At 72.3% G+C, this 16352-nt stretch carries 19 protein-coding genes; 11 read left to right on the top strand and 8 right to left on the bottom strand.

The window, feature by feature from the left end; translation table 11 throughout:
• Positions 1-29 precede the first annotated feature (29 nt).
• Entirely contained in the window at positions 30-1139 is a 1110-nt protein-coding gene (locus BAY60_RS07795; RefSeq protein WP_112280085.1) for a glycosyltransferase, read from the bottom strand.
• Between the two features lie 44 nt (positions 1140-1183).
• Positions 1184-2302: a glycosyltransferase family 4 protein gene (locus tag BAY60_RS07790; protein WP_211330201.1), complete on the bottom strand. Its 1119-nt coding sequence runs from the start codon at positions 2300-2302 to the stop codon at positions 1184-1186.
• 185 nt (positions 2303-2487) lie between these two features.
• Here BAY60_RS07790 and BAY60_RS07785 point away from each other — a divergent pair, with 185 nt between their 5' ends.
• Entirely contained in the window at positions 2488-3315 is an 828-nt protein-coding gene (locus BAY60_RS07785) for an inositol monophosphatase family protein (RefSeq protein ID WP_112280084.1), read from the top strand.
• A 109-nt stretch (positions 3316-3424) separates the two neighbouring features.
• Here BAY60_RS07785 and BAY60_RS07780 read toward each other — a convergent pair whose 3' ends face one another.
• Genes BAY60_RS07780 through menD form a run of 3 tightly spaced genes read right to left on the bottom strand, consistent with a single transcriptional unit; the run spans position 3425 to position 7140 of the window.
• Complete coding sequence (locus BAY60_RS07780) at positions 3425-3877, bottom strand: DUF3592 domain-containing protein (protein ID WP_112280083.1); 453 nt, start codon at positions 3875-3877, stop codon at positions 3425-3427.
• A gap of 22 nt (positions 3878-3899) precedes the next feature.
• Entirely contained in the window at positions 3900-5408 is a 1509-nt protein-coding gene (locus BAY60_RS07775) for a M1 family metallopeptidase (protein ID WP_112280082.1), read from the bottom strand.
• 52 nt (positions 5409-5460) lie between these two features.
• Positions 5461-7140, bottom strand: a complete 1680-nt coding sequence (gene menD / locus BAY60_RS07770) for a 2-succinyl-5-enolpyruvyl-6-hydroxy-3-cyclohexene-1-carboxylic-acid synthase (RefSeq protein ID WP_170160327.1) — start codon at positions 7138-7140, stop codon at positions 5461-5463.
• A gap of 48 nt (positions 7141-7188) precedes the next feature.
• Between menD and BAY60_RS07765 the strand changes: the two genes are divergently transcribed.
• The 4 genes from BAY60_RS07765 to BAY60_RS07750 all read left to right on the top strand — a co-directional run bounded on the left by BAY60_RS07765 (position 7189) and on the right by BAY60_RS07750 (position 11373).
• Positions 7189-8112 carry a 1,4-dihydroxy-2-naphthoyl-CoA synthase gene (locus tag BAY60_RS07765; RefSeq protein WP_112280080.1) on the top strand — a complete coding sequence of 308 codons (924 nt, stop codon included), beginning with the start codon at positions 7189-7191 and terminating at the stop codon, positions 8110-8112.
• Positions 8113-8118: 6 nt separating this feature from the next.
• Complete coding sequence (menE, locus tag BAY60_RS07760; protein ID WP_112280079.1) at positions 8119-9255, top strand: o-succinylbenzoate--CoA ligase; 1137 nt, start codon at positions 8119-8121, stop codon at positions 9253-9255.
• Positions 9256-9360: 105 nt separating this feature from the next.
• Positions 9361-10461: a hypothetical protein gene (locus tag BAY60_RS07755; RefSeq protein ID WP_146770985.1), complete on the top strand. Its 1101-nt coding sequence runs from the start codon at positions 9361-9363 to the stop codon at positions 10459-10461.
• A gap of 36 nt (positions 10462-10497) precedes the next feature.
• Positions 10498-11373, top strand: coding sequence for a 1,4-dihydroxy-2-naphthoate polyprenyltransferase (locus BAY60_RS07750; RefSeq protein WP_112280077.1), 876 nt, complete (start codon positions 10498-10500; stop codon positions 11371-11373).
• 10 nt (positions 11374-11383) lie between these two features.
• Here the strand turns inward: BAY60_RS07750 and cds1 are convergent, their stop codons facing one another.
• From cds1 to BAY60_RS07735, 3 genes are read right to left on the bottom strand one after another with little or no spacing between them, the layout of a single operon-like run.
• Positions 11384-12448 (bottom strand): L-cysteine desulfhydrase Cds1, encoded by a 1065-nt coding sequence (gene cds1 / locus BAY60_RS07745; RefSeq protein WP_112280076.1) that lies wholly within the window; start codon positions 12446-12448, stop codon positions 11384-11386.
• The gene (locus BAY60_RS07740) at positions 12445-12729 is read right to left on the bottom strand and encodes a DUF4229 domain-containing protein (protein ID WP_112280075.1); all 285 of its coding nucleotides are present in this window, start codon (positions 12727-12729) and stop codon (positions 12445-12447) included. Before BAY60_RS07740 ends, cds1 begins: the two co-directional genes overlap by 4 nt.
• A gap of 3 nt (positions 12730-12732) precedes the next feature.
• Positions 12733-13221 (bottom strand): Lrp/AsnC family transcriptional regulator, encoded by a 489-nt coding sequence (locus tag BAY60_RS07735; RefSeq protein WP_112280074.1) that lies wholly within the window; start codon positions 13219-13221, stop codon positions 12733-12735.
• Positions 13222-13404: 183 nt separating this feature from the next.
• Here BAY60_RS07735 and BAY60_RS07730 point away from each other — a divergent pair, with 183 nt between their 5' ends.
• From BAY60_RS07730 to BAY60_RS07705, 6 genes are all read left to right on the top strand, one after another.
• Positions 13405-13614, top strand: a complete 210-nt coding sequence (locus BAY60_RS07730; RefSeq protein ID WP_112280073.1) for a BldC family transcriptional regulator — start codon at positions 13405-13407, stop codon at positions 13612-13614.
• Between the two features lie 205 nt (positions 13615-13819).
• Positions 13820-14002, top strand: coding sequence for a hypothetical protein (locus tag BAY60_RS07725; RefSeq protein WP_112280072.1), 183 nt, complete (start codon positions 13820-13822; stop codon positions 14000-14002).
• An 89-nt stretch (positions 14003-14091) separates the two neighbouring features.
• Positions 14092-14538 (top strand): hypothetical protein, encoded by a 447-nt coding sequence (locus tag BAY60_RS07720; protein ID WP_146770984.1) that lies wholly within the window; start codon positions 14092-14094, stop codon positions 14536-14538.
• The gene (locus tag BAY60_RS07715) at positions 14535-15164 is read left to right on the top strand and encodes a DUF3558 domain-containing protein (RefSeq protein ID WP_112280070.1); all 630 of its coding nucleotides are present in this window, start codon (positions 14535-14537) and stop codon (positions 15162-15164) included. Before BAY60_RS07720 ends, BAY60_RS07715 begins: the two co-directional genes overlap by 4 nt.
• Before the next feature lie 96 nt (positions 15165-15260).
• Positions 15261-15707: a hypothetical protein gene (locus tag BAY60_RS07710; protein ID WP_245992364.1), complete on the top strand. Its 447-nt coding sequence runs from the start codon at positions 15261-15263 to the stop codon at positions 15705-15707.
• Positions 15704-16348 (top strand): DUF3558 domain-containing protein, encoded by a 645-nt coding sequence (locus BAY60_RS07705; protein ID WP_112280069.1) that lies wholly within the window; start codon positions 15704-15706, stop codon positions 16346-16348. The genes BAY60_RS07710 and BAY60_RS07705 overlap by 4 nt, the downstream gene beginning before the upstream one ends.
• The last annotated feature ends 4 nt before the right edge of the window (positions 16349-16352 follow it).

The raw sequence follows: 16352 nt of genomic DNA, 5'->3' as shown, positions 1-16352 counted from the left end.
CCCCGCACGACGGGCGCCGGAACGCCTCGTTACGGGCAACGCAGCAGCGTGAGCATGCGTTGGACGGAGCGGGGCCACGTGAACTCCTCCGCCCTGGCGCGGGCGGCGGCGCGGCGGGCGCCCTCAGGGGCGTCCAGCAGGTCGGTGACGGCGGTGGCGAATGCGGGCGCGTGGTCGGCGACGGCGGCGCCGCAGCCGGGCCGCACGATCTCCCGCAGCGCCGACGACGCCGACACCACCACCGGCGTCCCCGAAGCCAGCGCCTCCAGCGCGGCAAGGCCGAAGGTCTCGTGCGGGCCGGGGGCCAGTGACACGTCGGCGCTCGCCAGCAGCCGCGCCACCCGCACGCGGTCGGAGACGAACCCGAGAAACGTCACCGGAAGCCCACGGGCCCTGCGCTCCAGCGCCCTTCGTCTCGGGCCGTCCCCCGCGACCACCAGGCGCACCCGTTGCCCCGACTCGGTGAGCTGGGCGACCGTGTCCACACTGCGTTCCACGTGTTTCTCCGGCGAGAGCCGTCCACAGTGCACGATCAGCGCGTCGGCGCCGCCCGCCAGCTCGTGCCGCCAGCCGTGGTCGCGCAGCATCGGGCTGAAGGCGGCGAGGTCCACGCCGAGCGGCACGCGCGCCACGTTCGGCGCCCCGATCCGCTCGAACTCGCCACGGGCGAAGGCCGTGGTGCACACCACCCTGTCGTAGCTGGCGGCCATGCGCCGGTTCGCGACGTCGGCGACCCTGCGGGCCAGCGGCGAGGGCAGCAGGAACTGCTCCAGCAGCCGGTCGAGCCGCTCGTGGGAGATCACCACGCTGGGCACGTCGTGCCTGCGCGCCCACGCACCCATGCCCCGCAGCGTGAGCCGGTCGGACACCTCCAGCCGGTCGGGGCGCAGCGCCCGCAGCAGCGCACGCACCCGGTACGGGTCGACCGCCCGGTAGCCGCCGGTGCCGGGAATGCGTGGCGCGGGCAGCGACACCCTGCGCACGCCGGTGGACAGCGTCTCGTCGGCGTGCCGCGGCCCGGGAACGACCAGGGTCACCCGGTGGCCTCGCTCGGCGTACCCGGCGCCGAGGTGGTGCAACGCCGTGCGCAGCCCGCCGGAGCGGGGTCCGTAGAAGTTCGCGAGCTGCACGATGTGCATGGATCACGCCGCCGCTTCCCGCGGCGACCCCGCGCGCGGCGCCATCACGCCGCCCTGAGGACGTGCCCCCGCACGGCCTCGTAGTGGCCGAGCAGCTCCCCGCACACGGCGGGCCAGGTGCGGCCCAGCACCGCCCGCCGCGCACTGGCCCCCAGCCGGGCGCGGACCCCGGGATCGCGCAGCTCGTCGATGCGGCGATGCAGTTCGCGGGCGAACTGCTCTCGCGCGGGTGGCAGCAGGTGACCGGTGACGCCCGGGTCCACGAGGTCGCGCGGGCCTCCCACCGCGGGGGCGAGCACCGGCAGCCCCGAGGCCATGGCCTCCTGCACGGCCTGGCAGAACGTCTCGTGCGGGCCGGTGTGCACGAAGACGTCGAGGCTGGCGTAGGCGGTGGCCAGTTCCTCGCCGAAGCGCGCGCCGAGAAACGCCGCACCGGGCAGGCGCTGCCGCAACGGCTCCAGCTCCGGCCCGTCGCCGACCACGACCACCCGGATGCCGGGCACGTCGTTCAGCACGGCCAGCCGGTCGACCTCCTTCTCCGGGGCGAGCCTGCCGACGAAGCCGACCAGCAGCTCCGCGCCGGGCGCCAGCTCCGCACGCAGCGCGGCGTCGGCGCGGCCGGGTTGGAACAGCTCGACGTCGACCCCCCTGCCCCAGCGGTACACGCGCGGCACGCCGTGCAGCCGCAGCTCGCGCACCGAATGGCTGGACGGGGCCAGCGTGCGGTCGGCCCTGCAGTGCAGCCTGCGCACCCAGCGCCAGGCGGCACGGGCGCCGAGGCCGAGCCCGTACGCGGCGGCGAACCCGGCGACGTCGGTCTGGTACACCGCCACCGACGGCACCCCCAGGCGGCGCGCGGCCGCCAGGCCACGGGCGCCGACGACGAACGGCGAGGCCAGGTGCACCACGTCCGGCGCGAACCCGGCGAGCGCGGTGAGCACGGCCCTGGTGGGCACGCCCACCGGCAGCGAGCTCACCACCGGCAGGTCCACGGCGGGGATGCGAACCACGGGAACGCCGCGGTACTCGGCGGGCCCCGCACCCGGTGCGACGATCAGCACGTCGTGCCCGTGCTCGCCGAGGTGTTCCACGACGCGCAGCACGGAGTTCGTGACGCCGTTCACCTGCGGCAGGAAGCTTTCGGTGACGATGGCGACTCGCACACTCGCGACAGTGGCAGGCCGGGCCGTGCGCGAGGCCACGCCGACGTGACGACTGAGCCAACGCCGCCGAAACACTTCGCGTGGCGCGTCATCGGGGGGCGCGGAACGACTCGTCTTCGAATGGCGAGCGGCTCGTCACCTCACCGTCGCGTTCCGGACACTCGCCGTGGCCACGATAAAGAGGCATGACGCTTTTGTCCTCACGCCGGGCGCTGCCCGTCGAGCCGGGGCTGCTGTCGAAGGCCCTCGAGGTCGCCGGACGGCTCGCCAACGACGCGACGGACGTGATCACCGCGACGGCGGGCCGCGGGGCCCACCCCGACACCAAGGACTCGCCGTTCGACTGGGTCACCGACACCGATCGCACCCTCGAGCGGCACACCCGCAGAGTGCTGACGGCGGAGTTTCCCGGCATGCCGGTCGTGGGCGAGGAGTTCGGCCCCGATCTGGGCGCCGACGTCGCCGACTACCGCTGGGTGGTGGACCCGGTCGACGGCACGGCGAACTACGTGGCAGGGGTGCCGTGGTGTGCCTACAGCCTCGCGCTGGTCGACGCGTCGGGCCCGGTGGTCGGCGTCGTGGCGGATCCGTACCGGGGGCAGATCTACGCCGCCGCGCGAGGCCGGGGGGCCCGGGCCAACGGGAGCCCGATCGAGCCCGCCGACCGGGGCTGCACGGCAGGCACGATCGTGTGCACCGAGCTGACGCGCACCGGCCCGTGGCCGGGCATGGGCGGGTTCATCGAGCGGGCCGCCGCGGCGCACGCGGGGGTGCGCGTGCTGGGCTCGGCGGCCCTGTCGATCGCGCAGGTCGCACTCGGGCATGCCTCCGCGGCGGTGCTGCACAGCTACCACGAGTGGGACGTCGCGGCGGCCGTCGGGCTGGCGATCGAGACCGGCGCGGTGGTGCTCGACCGGCACGGCGAGGGCGCGGCACTGCCGCCGGACGGGCTGCTCGTGGCGGCGCCGAGCGTGGCGGAGGAGGTGCTGTCCTGGTGGTCCGGCGTCGGTTAGCGCCCGGTCACGGCACGGCCGCCGCCCCGCGCCGTGCCCAAGGGTCCCGTGGGTACCGCAGGTGTACCCACGGGACCCTTCGGCTCGCGCCGGAACCTGTTCGCGCGCCTCAGGCGTCCACGGTCGCGCGCTCCCGTGCCCGCTGCCGCGTGCGCAACCACCACAGCAGCGGCCCCGCGACGAGCCAGGTGATGCCCACCATGCTGCCCACGGGCAGAAGCGTCAGCAGCCACGTGCGGCCCGCGACCTTGGCCAGCTCAGGGTTGGTGGTGTCGTACTCGATCCTGATCAGCTGGCCCTCCGAAAGGCCCTGCGGATAGAGCGCGCCGAGGGCAGGGCTGTGCGCGATGCCGTCCGGGGTCTCGAACCGGATGATCGTGCGATCCCACGTCACCTCCTCGACCTGGCCGGTCGCGACGCCCCGGTGTGCCGAGATCGCCTGGTCGTTGCGCAGGCCCGCGAACACGAGCGTCACGCCGATCAGGGTGATCACGGACGCGAGGCCGAGCACCACCCAGACGCCGACGCGCGACGCGCGCTCGTTCGGGACACCGGAAGCCACCCGGCGAGCATATCGGCCGCCGTCACCGCCCCGCGGCGAGTTGCCGGTGGGTGAGCTGGATCTCGGCGTACGACGCGGGCTCGGAGACGGCGGCCAGCCGCGCGGCGGTGCTCGCGCCGTTGGGGCTCTGCGCCGGCTTGCCCGCCGTGAACAGCCACTCCTCGAACAAGCCGTCCAGCTGCTGCCCGGACATCCGCTCGGCGAGGGCGACGAACTCGGCGGTGGTGCCGTGGCTGCCCTTCTTGTCCTCCAGCCACGTGCGCAACAGGGCGAAGAACGTCTCGTCGCCGACGGTCTTGCGCAACGCGTGCACGGCCAGGGCGGCGCGGTCGTAGACGGCCGGGTGGAACTGGTTCTCCGGGCCGGGGTCGCCGGGCAGCACCTGCCAGAACTCGTCGTCGGCCGGGTAGGAGTCGTAGACGTACTCGGCAAGCTCGTCGGCGGTGCCCTCGCCTGCGTGCTCGGACCACAGGAACTCGGCGTAGCTGGCGAATCCCTCGTTGAGCCAGATGTCGCTCCAGGCCCCCAGCGCCACCGAGTCGCCGAACCACTGGTGGGCGTTCTCGTGCACGACCACGGACATGTTGGTGCCCGCGCGGAAGAACCCGCCGTCGTAGACCGAGCGCGTCTGGTTCTCCAGCGCGAACCCGAGACCCGTGGTCGCGATGCCACCCTGCGCCTCGAACGGGTACGGCCCGAGCAGCTCCTCAAGGAACTCCACGACCTCGGGGCTGCGCTCGATGCTGGCCTTCGCGGCGGGCAGCCGGTCGCCGAGCAGCGGGTCGTAGGCGGTGATGAACGGCTGGCCGTCCGGGGTCTGCGACTCCAGCACCTCGTAGTCGCCGACCACGAGGAACGCCAGGTACGTGGCCTGCGGGCTGGTGCTGCGCCAGCTCCACCTCGTCCAGCCCTTGCGGTGCTTGGTCTTGCGGGCGAGCGTGCCGTTGGACAGCGCGACGGCGTCGTCGGGCACCTCGGCGGACACGTCGAAGGTGGCCTTGTCGGTTGGATGGTCGTTGGACGGGTACCACCACTCGGCGATGGTCGGCTGGTCCACGGCGAGCGCGCCGGTGGGCGTCTTCTTCCAGGCCTGGTAGCCGTCGATGGTGATCTTGGACGGCGTGTCGGCGTAGCGGACGACGACCGTCATGAACTGGTTCTTCGCCAGCCGCTGGCGCGGGGTGACGACGAGTTCGGTGAAGTCATCGGGGTCCTTGGCGAAGCGCGCGGGCACGTTGTTGACGCGCACCGAGTCGACGTGCAGGCCGAAGTCGAGGTTGAACCTGGACAGCTGCTGCGTCGTGGTGGCGAGAATCGTCGTGGTGCCCGCGAGCCGGTCGGTGCCCGGCTGGTAGGTGACGCGGATGTCGTAGTGGGCGACGTCGTAGCCGCCGTTGCCCGCGCCCGGGTAGTAGGGGTCGCCGAGCCCGGGGGCGCCGGGTCCCGGGGCCGCGCTGGCGGTGGTGGCGAGCAGGACTGTCGCGAGACCCGTCGCGACGGCGCCGGAAACGGCGCGAGCCGAAAGCCGCATAACCGGACAAGCTAGCGAGCCGGGCCGGGTGCCGGACACGGCCGAAAGGAGGTTATTCCCCGGTGACCGCGGCGGCGACGGCCTGCCGGAGCCGCGCGTGCAGGTCACGGTGGCGCGAGCGGTCCACCCGCACCTCCACCACGCGCAGGCCGGGCTGGGGCCGCAGGGCGGCACGGAACTCCTCGAGCGTCTCGGCGAGCGTGTAGGGCACGTGGTAGCCGGCACACAGCGCACCGAGGTCGGCGCCGTGCGGGGTGCCGAACACGCGCTCGAAGCTGTCACTGTGCTCGGGCGCGCCCTGTTCCAGCAGCGAGAAGATGCCGCCGCCGTCGTCGTTGAGCACGATGATCGTCAGGTCCGGCCGCTGCTCGGCGGGCCCGGTGAGCAGGCCGTTGATGTCGTGCAGGAACGTCAGGTCGCCGAGCAGGGCGTACGAGGGGCCTCGGTGCACGGTGGCGGCGCCGAGCGCGGTGGACACGGTGCCGTCGATGCCCGCGACGCCGCGGTTGCGGTGCACGAGCACGTCCGGCCGCAGCCCCCCGGCCAGTGCGACGTCGCGGGCCGGGTTGGACGAGCCGACGACCAGCAGCGAGTCCTGCGGCAGCCCGCGCACCAGTTCGTCGGCGACCCGCAGCCCGCTCGGCCACGGCTCCGAGGCCAGGGTCGCGCGCACGGCGTCGGTGGCGGCGGCGTCGGCTCGCCGCCAGCGGGCCAGCCATTCCGGGTCGGACGGTTTCGTGGGCTCGTCGAACCACTGCCCGACCTGCCGCACGTTGTGCGCGGGCGCGGGCCAGTCGGAGTCGGGCCGCACGAGCAGCACCTCGACACCCGGATCGGACAGCAGCCGCTGCACCTGCCGGAACACCGTGGGCCTTCCGATGCACAGCACCTGCTCGGGCATGTGCTCGGTGAGGAAGCCCTCCACGCCCAGCAGCCACGCGCCGCCCGAGATCGCGGTGGAGCCGCCGAGCCCGAGCCCGCCGGTCTCCGACACCACGGGCCAGCCGTGCTGCTCGGCCCACTCGCTGGCCGCGCGCACACCCGCGTCGCAGGCCACCACCAGGCCGTGCCGGGCGGACGGAACCACGAACGACGGCAGCGCGCCGAAGTCCGGCAGCTCCGTCCAGCGGGCGCCGCGCGGCCTGCCGTCGAGCGACTCGAACCACTCGTCGGCGCCTTCGCCGCCGTCCGGGACGAGCGGCTCGCGGAACGGCACGTTGAGGTGCACGGGACCGCACCGCCACTCGCCGTAGGCGGCGTTCCAGGCGCGGCAGATCTGGCTGCGCCAGTACGCGTTCTGCCCGGCCCTGCGTTCGGCGACGGCGAGCTCGTCGAAGTAGCGCACCGCGTCGCCGTAGAGGTTGTGCTGGTCGATGACCTGGTTGGCACCGGCGGCCCGCAGCTCGGGCGGCCGGTCGGCGGTGAGCACGATCAGCGGCACCCCGGCGCGGTCGGCCTCCAGCACGGCGGGGTGGAAGTTCGCGGCGGCCGTGCCCGACGTGCACACGACGGCGACGGGGCGGCCGGTGCGGGCGGCGATGCCGAGGGCGAGGAACGCGGCGGTGCGCTCGTCGATGCGCACGTGGAGGCTGAGTTTGCCCTCGGCCGCGGCGGCGTAGAGGGCCAGCGACAGCGGCGCGTTGCGCGAGCCGGGGCTCAGCACGACGTGCGACACGGTGTTGCGCACGAGCTCGTCGACGATGACCCTCGCCTGCGCGGTGGAAGGGTTCACAGGTGAGCCCCCTGAAGCGTCGACGGCACGGGACATATTCTCGCAAGCGTGGCTGACGCTCGCGTATCGGAGCTGTTCGACCCCGCCGCCTGGACGGAGATCGAGGGGTTCGACTTCACCGACATCACCTACCACCGTTCTGTCCAGACCCGTTCCGGCAAGCGCGTCGTGCGGGTGGCGTTCGACCGGCCGGAGGTGCGCAACGCCTTCCGCCCGCACACCGTCGACGAGCTCTACCGTGCTCTGGACCACGCCCGGATGAGCTCGGACGTCGGCTGCGTCCTGCTCACCGGGAACGGCCCTTCGCCCAAGGACGGAGGGTGGGCCTTTTGCTCCGGTGGTGACCAGCGTATTCGTGGTCGCTCCGGGTATCAGTACGCGAGCGGAGAGACATCGGACACGATCGACCCCGCCCGCGCGGGCCGCCTGCACATTCTCGAGGTGCAGCGGCTGATCCGGTTCATGCCCAAGGTCGTGATCGCGGTGGTGCCCGGGTGGGCGGCGGGCGGCGGACACTCGCTGCACGTCGTGTGCGACCTCACCCTGGCCTCGGCCGAGCACGCGCGGTTTAAGCAGACCGACGCCGACGTCGGCTCCTTCGACGGCGGCTTCGGGTCGGCCTACCTCGCGCGGCAGACCGGGCAGAAGTTCGCGCGGGAGATCTTCTTCCTCGGCCGCGAGTACACCGCCGAGCAGGCGCACCGGATGGGCGCGGTGAACGCCGCGGTGCCGCACGAGCGGCTGGAGGAGACCGCGCTGGAGTGGGCCTGGGAGGCGCTGGGCAAGTCGCCGACCGCCCAGCGCATGCTCAAGTACGCGTTCAACCTCGTCGACGACGGCCTGGTGGGCCAGCAGGTGTTCGCCGGGGAGGCCACCCGGCTGGCCTACATGCAGGACGAGGCCGTCGAGGGCAGGGACGCGTTCCTGGAGAAGCGGGAGCCCGACTGGTCGGGCTTTCCGTACTACTACTGACCGCTCATGCGGATCGTCTGGACCGACGGTTCCCCGGCCTCCGTCGAGCGGCTGCGGGCGGCGTTGACGGACGCGCTCGCCGAGGGCCCGGCGGTGCTGCCGCTCGACCCGCGCAACCCGGCCGCCGAGCGGGTCCGCGACGCGCTGTCGCCGGGGGAGCCGGTCGAGCCCGGCACGGCGGTGGTGATCCCCACGTCCGGCTCCACGGGCGAGCCGAAGGGGGTGCTGCTGTCGGCGCGGGCGCTGCACGCCTCGGCGCGCGCCACCCACGCCCGGCTCGGCGGGCCGGGCCGCTGGCTGCTGGCCACGCCCGCGCACTACGTCGGCGGGCTGCAGGTGCTGGTGCGTTCCGCGCTGGCCGGTCACCGGCCCGCCGTGCTCGACCTGTCGTCCGGTTTCGACCCGGGCGCCTTCGCCGAGGCCGCGCGGACCCTCACGGCGACCGAGGGCCCGCACTACACGGCGCTGGTGCCCACCCAGCTGTCGCGCCTGCTCGACGCCGGCGGCGGGGAGGCGCACCGCTTCGCCGCGATCGTGCTGGGCGGCGCCGCCCTCGACGACCGGCTGCGGGCGCGGGCGCGCGAGGCCGGGCTCAGCATCGTCTCGGCGTACGGCATGAGCGAGACCGCGAGCGGCTGCGTCTACGACGGGGTGCCGCTCGACGGGGTGCGGGTCCGCCTCGGCGAGGGCGACCGCATCGAGCTCACCGGCGACGTGCTGGCGCACGGCTACCGGCTGCGGCCGGACCTGACGGCGGAGGCGTTCCGCGACGGCTGGTTCCGCACCAGCGACGTCGGCCGCCTGCGCGACGGCAGGCTCGACGTGCTCGGCAGGGCCGACGACGTCATCAACACCGGCGGCGTCAAGGTGCCCGCCGCGCGGGTCGAGCGGGTGCTCACCGCGCATCCGGGCGTCGCCGCGGCGTGTGTGGTGGGACTGCCCGACCCGGAATGGGGACAGCTGGTGGCGGCCGCCGTCGTGGCGGGCGAGGTGCCGCCGCGCGCGGAGGAGCTGCGGGAGGCCGTGCGGGCCGAGCTCGGTGGCCCGGGGGTGCCGAAGCGGCTGGTGTTCGTGCCGGAGCTGCCGTTGATCGGACCCGGCAAGGTCGACCGGGCCGCCGTGCGCACCACCCTGCTGGGGTAGCCCGGCAGGCTGGAGCACGCCGACACGGCCGCCCGCTCGTTGACGGCGCCGGGCGCGGCTCCTTGGCTACCGGACATGATCTCTCGAAGACGCAGGTCAGCGGCGTTGAGTGCCGTAATCGGCCTGGTGCTGACCCTCGTACCGGAGCCGGTGCGGACCACCGGTGCCGTCTCGTGGACGCTGCCGGCCTCCCGCGCGGACCTCGCCCTGTCGACCACCTCCCCGGTGGGCATGTCCGTCCGGGAGTCGCCCGTGCGCCACCTGGACAGCCCGGTCGACACCGTGGCCGTGACCGCGCCGGGACAGGGCACCGCCGTCGACGTGCGCGGCCTGCGCTCGGACGGCACGTGGTCGGAGTGGGTCGGGGCCCGGCCCGGCGCCGCGGCCGTGCTGCCGGAGGCCACCACGTCTGTGCAGACCCGCCTGGCGCTCACCGCCGGGGCCCGGCCGCGGGCGATCGACGTCACCGCGTGGCGGGCTCCGGGGCGGAGAATGGGGGCGATGACCCCAGCACAGGGCACGACGTTCCGGATCTTCGCCACCCGGGAGGGCCTCGTCGGCGGCACCACCGCGAACGGGCACGTGATCACCGAGCGGGACCACTTCGTGGCGCTGCCCTCGCGGCGGGGCCTCGCGAGCCGCGGCAGCGGCAACTACACGGTCAAGGTGTGCACCACCGACGGGGCGCGCTGTGAGTGGGCACCCGTGTGGGACGTCGGGCCGTGGAACACCAGGGACGACCACTGGAACGCCGAGCGCGACATGTGGCCCGGCCTTCCGCACGGCAAGCCGCAGGCGCAGGCTGCCTACCAGGACGGGCACAACGGCGGCAGGGACCAGTTCGGGCGCGTCGTGAGGAACCCGGCCGGGATCGACCTCGCCGACGGCACGTTCTGGGACGGCCTGCGGCTGCCCACCAACGCCTGGGTGGACGTGACCTACCAGTGGACCGGCCACGGTCCGTGGGGCACGGTCGAGACCGGCGGCTGGCAGCTGAACGTGCGCACCGGTCCCTCGCTGGACGCCGATCGGGTCGGCTACGCGGCGCGGCACGCACAGGTGCGCATCGATTGTGCCGCCACCGGCGACCGGGTCCGCGGCACGCAGGGCGCCACAGCGCGGTGGTACCGCCTCGCGCCCGGCATGTACGTCTCGGCCGCCTACGTGCGTCCCGGGCTCGCCGCCGCGCCCTGCCGTCAGCCCTGAGCGTCGCCGCCGCCGGGCGGGCGAAAGAATGGCGCCATGGCGACTGTTGCGGAGTGGATCGAGGGGGCGCGGCCGCGGACGTTGCCCAACGCGATCGCCCCGGTGCTGGCGGGCATGGGGGCGGCGGCGCAGCTCGACGCGTTCTCCTGGTGGCAGTCGCTGCTGGCGCTGGGCGTGGCACTGGCGTTGATCGTCGGGGTCAACTTCGCCAACGACTATTCCGACGGCATCCGTGGCACCGACACCGAGCGGGTCGGTCCGCTGCGCCTCGTCGGCTCGGGGGCGGCCCGGCCGAGGACGGTGCTCGCCGCGGCGCTGGCCTCGCTGGGCGTCGCGGGGGTGCTCGGGCTGGTGCTCGTCGCCGTGACCGGCACGTGGTGGCTGCTCGCGCTCGGCGCTGCGTGCATCGCGGGCGCGTGGTTCTACACCGGAGGCAGGCGCCCCTACGGCTACGCGGGCCTCGGCGAGGTCGCCGTGTTCGTCTTCTTCGGACTGGCCGCCGTGCTCGGCACGGTGTACGTCCAGGCGGGCCGGGTGAGCTGGGAGGCGCTGGCGTCCGCGGTCGCCGTGGGCTGCCTGTCCACGGCGGTGCTGGTGGCCAACAACCTGCGGGACATCCCCACCGACCGCGAGGCGGGCAAGCGCACGCTGGCCGTCAAGCTGGGCGACGGCGGCACCCGGCGGCTGTACCTGGCGCTGGCGGTCGTGCCGTTCGTGCTCACCGGGACGCTGGCGTTCGCGCACCCGGTGGCGCTCGTGGCGCTGCCGGCGGCCGCGTTGCTCGTCACGCCGGTGCGGGTCATCACGGGCGGGGTCACGGGGCGGGGCCTGATCCCGGTGCTGCGGGACACCGGCATGGCGATGCTGGCGTGGGCCGTGCTGACCGGCGCGGCGCTGGCGTGGACCGGCTGACGGTGGGCTCTCAGGCGCCGAACTCGCCGGTGGCCAGGAAGTGCTCCAGCTCGGCCAGGTGCGGGGCGAGGTCGAGGCCGCGTTCGGCGATCCAGGTGTCGGAGTAGTAGGTGTTGGCGTAGCGCTCGCCGCCGTCGCAGACCAGCGTGACGACGCTGCCGCGCTCCCCTGCCGCGAGCATCCGCGCGATGAGCGTGAACGCGCCGACGAGGTTGGTGCCCGTGGACCCGCCCGCCCAGTGGCCGGTGCGCTCGCGCAGCAGCCGGATCGCCGCGAACGACGCCGCGTCCGGCACCTGGATCATCTCGTCGATCACCTCGGGGACGAACGACGGCTCGACGCGCGGGCGGCCGATCCCCTCGATTCGCGAGGGCATGCCGGTGGTGTAGTCGCGAGCCCCGGTCTCCCATGCGCCGAAGAAGGCCGAGTTCTCAGGGTCGGCCACGGCGATGCGGGTGTCGTGGCGGCGGTAGCGCACGTAGCGGCCGAACGTCGCGCTGGTGCCGCCCGTGCCCGCGCCCACGACGATCCACGCGGGCACCGGGTGCCGCTCCGAGCGCATCTGCGTGAACACCGACTCGGCGATGTTGTTGTTGCCGCGCCAGTCGGTGGCCCGCTCGGCGTAGGTGAACTGGTCGAGGTAGTGGCCGTTGCACTCGGCGGCAAGCCGCTCCGCCTCCGAGTACATGGCGGACGGGATGTCGACGAAGTGGCAGCGCCCGCCGTAGAACTCGATGAGGTCGATCTTCTCCTGGCTGGTCTTGCGTGGCACGACCGTGACGAACTCCAGTCCGAGCATCCGCGCGAAATAGGCCTCGGAGACCGCCGTCGAGCCGCTGGAGGCCTCGACGAGCACCGTGTCCGGGCCGATCTGGCCGTTGACGAGGCCGTACAGCAGCAGCGAGCGGGCCAGCCGGTGCTTGAGGGAGCCGGTGGGGTGCACCGACTCGTCCTTGAGGTAGAGGTCGATGCCCCAGTCGGCGGGCAGCGGGAACACGTGCAGGTGGGTGTCGGCGCTGCGGTTGGCGTCGGCCTCGATGATGCGGATCGCCTCGCGCACCCACTCGCGGCTCACTCGGCCCCCTGCTCGTCGCCGCGCAGCTGCGCCCGCAGCCTGGCGCGCTCGGCGGCCCTGCGCTCGTTGCGCGCGGCGAGCCCGGCTGTCACCCGTGCGTTGAGCCCGCGCAGCAGGAGCAGGCCGAGCGGAAGACCCGCGACGAAGCCGATGGCCAGCGCCACCAGCAGCGGCACGTCGAACAGGACCAGGAGCGTGGCGACCACGGCGACGAGCGCGAACCGCGCCAGCACGTAGAGGGTCAGATCGCGGGCAAGGTGCTCGCCTGGTCGTTCACTCACGGTCTACGAGGCTACGCCGCCGCTCAGGCCGTCTTCCGGGTGGTCGAGCACGGTGTTGTTGGGCCGGCCCTCGAAGCGCGTGGACAGCACCACGGTGGTGTGGGTGCGGGCCACGCCGTCGATGCGGCGCAGCCTGCCGAGGGTGTGCTCCAGCTCGTCGACGGTGCCGACCCGCACCTTGACCACGAACGCCTGGTCGCCCGCGACGGCGTAGCAGCTCTCTACCTCGGGCAGCTCGCCGAGCGCGACGGCGACCTCGTCGTCGGAGGCGGTGTCGGTGGGCTGGATCCCGACGAGCGCGGTGACGCCGAGCCCGACGGTGCGGGGGTCGACGACGGCGTGGTAGCCGGTGATGACGCCGGCGGCCTCGAGCTTGCCGACCCGCTCGTGCACCGACGACGGCGACAGGCCCACGATCCGCCCGAGCTCGGCGTAGGTGGCCCTGCCGTTGGTGCGCAGCTCGGCGATGATCTTGCGGTCGAGGTGGTCCACGGGGCCCACCCTAGCCGTGTCCGAAGCGGCCGTTTTGTCCCTTACTACCTCTTTACTCGCCGACAACCGTTCGAGTACCTGACGGGTGAAGTGCAACGATTGTGGAGTTAGGGACCGGGCACGACGGACACGTGAGCCCGACGCGCTCCCGGTATAGCACTGAAGGTGTGAAGGAGGCGGAAAGTGACCGCGACCACGGGAGGACGGCTGCTGACACCGGGCGAGGTCGCCGCTTTGTTCCGAGTCGATCCGAAGACGGTGACTCGCTGGGCGACGGCAGGGCGGATCGGCTCGATCCGCACACCCGGCGGCCATCGCCGGTTCCGCGAATCCGAGGTCAACGCGCTGCTCGCCGAGCTGACCACTGACGCGAGCGAGCCACGGCACGCCTGAGGCTCGGGTAGCGGGGTGCCCTTCAGCGCCGCAGGGCCACCCCTCACCCCAAAACCCGGCAAAAGGGTTAATCTCGGTGACAACAGTCGCGAGGCATGCGCGGCACGGTCGGGTGGGCGTTCACAGCGCGCCTACTCCCCGGCGTGCATAATCCGAGGACTGCGAACCACCTGTCACTCGCGCAGCACACCGGGAAGGAGCGAGCATGCTGTACCTGCTCGCGGCGATCGGCGCGATCACCATCGCCGTATTGTTGTGGCGAGTCTTCGGCGCCGAACGGGTCGGTGTGCCGAGCCGGCAGAGCGCCGTGGCGCCGGACGACGACCCCGAGTTCCTCCGCAGCATCGGTGAGCAGTCGAAGCGGCCGGAGGACGACGAGAAGGGCTGAAACCCCGCCCGGCCTGCCGGTCCGCGTGCTACGTTCGCACGGTCGGACACGGAGGGTGCTGCCCTGGTGACAGCGGCGTGGGGGCGACGGTGATCGAGAAGGAAATCGGCGGGCAGGCGATACCCGTCACCCAGGTCTACGTCCCCCCGCAACCCGACACCCACGCCGGTCGTCCGGAGCTGCTCCCGGGCGGCAGAGGCGGGGGCGCCCCACAGACGGGACCCGGCTACGCCTTCACTCCGGAACAGCTGACCTCCATCGCCACGGAGTGGGACGAACTGGCGGACAAGTTCGAAAGCTGCAGAACGCACGTCCGAACGATCGAAGCCGTCGAGGCCCCGGGAACCGAATACGCCAGCATCAACAATGCCGACAAGATCCGGCAATCGGGCGCGGCGCTGCAGGTGGCATTGGACGAGCGGGTGAACTATTGCCGCGCGATGGCGCAGAAGTTCAGAAACGCGCTCCCTGCCTACACGACGGTCGATGAGGACACAGCGGCTGTCGTCACCGAGAAGAAGGGGACTCTGCGGTGAAGCTGGCAGCCGTCATGGCTGTCGCAGGCGCTGCCATCATGATCACATCAGGGTGCACGACGTCCGAATCTGGCGAGGGCAGCCCGCAGTCCACAGCGTTGCCGGCCAGCCCGAACGTTCCCACCAGCGAGGGCGACAGCCTGCCAGCCAACGGCGCCCCCCAGGTCGACCGCCCGCTCGACATCGCCACCCTCCTGCAGCAGCCCTGCGACGTCCTGACGGATGCGGAGATCGAGGAGTTCTTCGGCGAGCGCATCGCTCCTACGAGCGATGTCAATGCTCCCACCGGACCTGACTGCCATTGGCAGGTGCCACGTGGCCCGGCCGGCATCAGTGTGATCTTTCCCCAGCTGGACGAGCGGGGTCTCAGCTCGCTCTACGCCAACCGCGACAACCTGCCGCTGTTCGAGGAAATGTCGCCTGTGGACGGCTATCCCGTCGTCGCGTACAGCACCGACCGCCGTCACGACGATGAGTGCACGCTGCGGATCGGCACCAGCGACAGGGAAACGATTGACATCACGCTTTACCTGGGCGAGAGCAAGATCGGGCAGCTCGACCCCTGTCAGGCAGTTCGTGACCAGGTGGCCACCGCGATGATCCGCAACATCAAGGCTCGGCAATAGCGTGGAAAGGCACCCTGCCTCGACGGGCTCCATGCTAGATTTCGCACGGTCGGACACGGAGGGTGCTGCCCTGGTGACAGCGGCGTGGGGGCGACGGTGATCGAGAAGGAAATCGGCGGTCAGGCGATACCCGTCACCCAGGTCTACGTCCCCCCGCAACCCGACACCCACGCCGGCCGTCCGGAGCTGCTCCCGGGCGGCAGAGGCGGGGGCGCCCCACAGACGGGACCCGGCTACGCCTTCACTCCGGAACAGCTGACCTCCATCGCCACGGAATGGGACGAACTGGCGGACAAGTTCGAAAGCTGCGAGCGATACGCCCTGGTCTTGATCGAGGTGGAAGGTCCCGGAGCCGAGTACGCGAGCATCAACAACGCGGAGAAGATCAACGAATCTGGTGTGGCCCTGCTTGAAGCGCTGCACCAGCGAGTCGCCTACTGCCGATCGATGGCACAGAAGTTCAGGGACACTCTCGGCGCCTACGGCAACGCGGAAGGCGACGCCGCCGCGGCGGTCCCCAAGTCAACGGGCACCCTCGGATGAGGCGTGCACCCGCCGGTTTCGCGGTACTGACCGCTGCGGCGTTGGCCGCAGGCTGCGTGAGTCCTGAGCCTGGCGAGCCGAGCCACGCACCCACCGGGGCAGCGGACGACCGCTCGCCTGCTGCGACAACGCCCAGAGGAAGCGACAACCTGCCCTCGAACGGCGCGCCGAGCATCGATGATCCACTCGACATCAGCCATTTTCTGCGTGCTCCCTGTGATGTCATCACGGACGCCGAGAAGGAGGCTTTGATCGGAACTGAGGGCACCGCCTCCCCGGATCTCGATACTCCCGTCGGCCCTGAATGTGTGTGGAGCACCGGAGACTCGAAACGCGGCCGATTTGCCGTGATCTTCCCACAGGTCGATGCACGGGGACTGACCTCGCTGTACGAAAGCCGCCACCGCAACGCGCTGTTCGAGCAGTTGCGGCCGGTCGACGGATACCCGGTCGTCGCCTACGGGATCACCGATGTTCGCCACGAAGGCAAATGCACGCTCCGCGTCGGGGTCAGCGACCGGGAAACGATTGACATCACGCTTTACCTGGGCGAGAGCAAGATCGGGCAGCTCGACCCCTGTCAGGCAGCCCGTGACCAGGTGGCCACCGCGATGATCCGCAACATCAAGGCCCGGCAGTAGCGCC

The sequence above is a fragment of the Prauserella muralis genome (assembly GCF_003202285.1).
Taxonomy (GTDB): Bacteria; Actinomycetota; Actinomycetes; order Mycobacteriales; family Pseudonocardiaceae; genus Prauserella_B; species Prauserella_B muralis.
Note: the sequence above shows the minus strand (reverse complement) of the source record. Positions and strands in the feature narration are given on the sequence as shown.

What these genes read in the sequence shown, in the direction of transcription:
- BAY60_RS07795 (WP_112280085.1), bottom strand. Translation starts at nt 1,139, where the DNA reads ATGCACATCGTGCAGCTCGCGAACTTCTACGGACCCCGCTCCGGCGGG.
- BAY60_RS07785 (WP_112280084.1), top strand. Translation starts at nt 2,488, where the DNA reads ATGACGCTTTTGTCCTCACGCCGGGCGCTGCCCGTCGAGCCGGGGCTG.
- BAY60_RS07775 (WP_112280082.1), bottom strand. Translation starts at nt 5,408, where the DNA reads ATGCGGCTTTCGGCTCGCGCCGTTTCCGGCGCCGTCGCGACGGGTCTC.
- menE (WP_112280079.1), top strand. Translation starts at nt 8,119, where the DNA reads ATGCGGATCGTCTGGACCGACGGTTCCCCGGCCTCCGTCGAGCGGCTG.
- BAY60_RS07750 (WP_112280077.1), top strand. Translation starts at nt 10,498, where the DNA reads ATGGCGACTGTTGCGGAGTGGATCGAGGGGGCGCGGCCGCGGACGTTG.
- BAY60_RS07725 (WP_112280072.1), top strand. Translation starts at nt 13,820, where the DNA reads ATGCTGTACCTGCTCGCGGCGATCGGCGCGATCACCATCGCCGTATTG.
- BAY60_RS07705 (WP_112280069.1), top strand. Translation starts at nt 15,704, where the DNA reads ATGAGGCGTGCACCCGCCGGTTTCGCGGTACTGACCGCTGCGGCGTTG.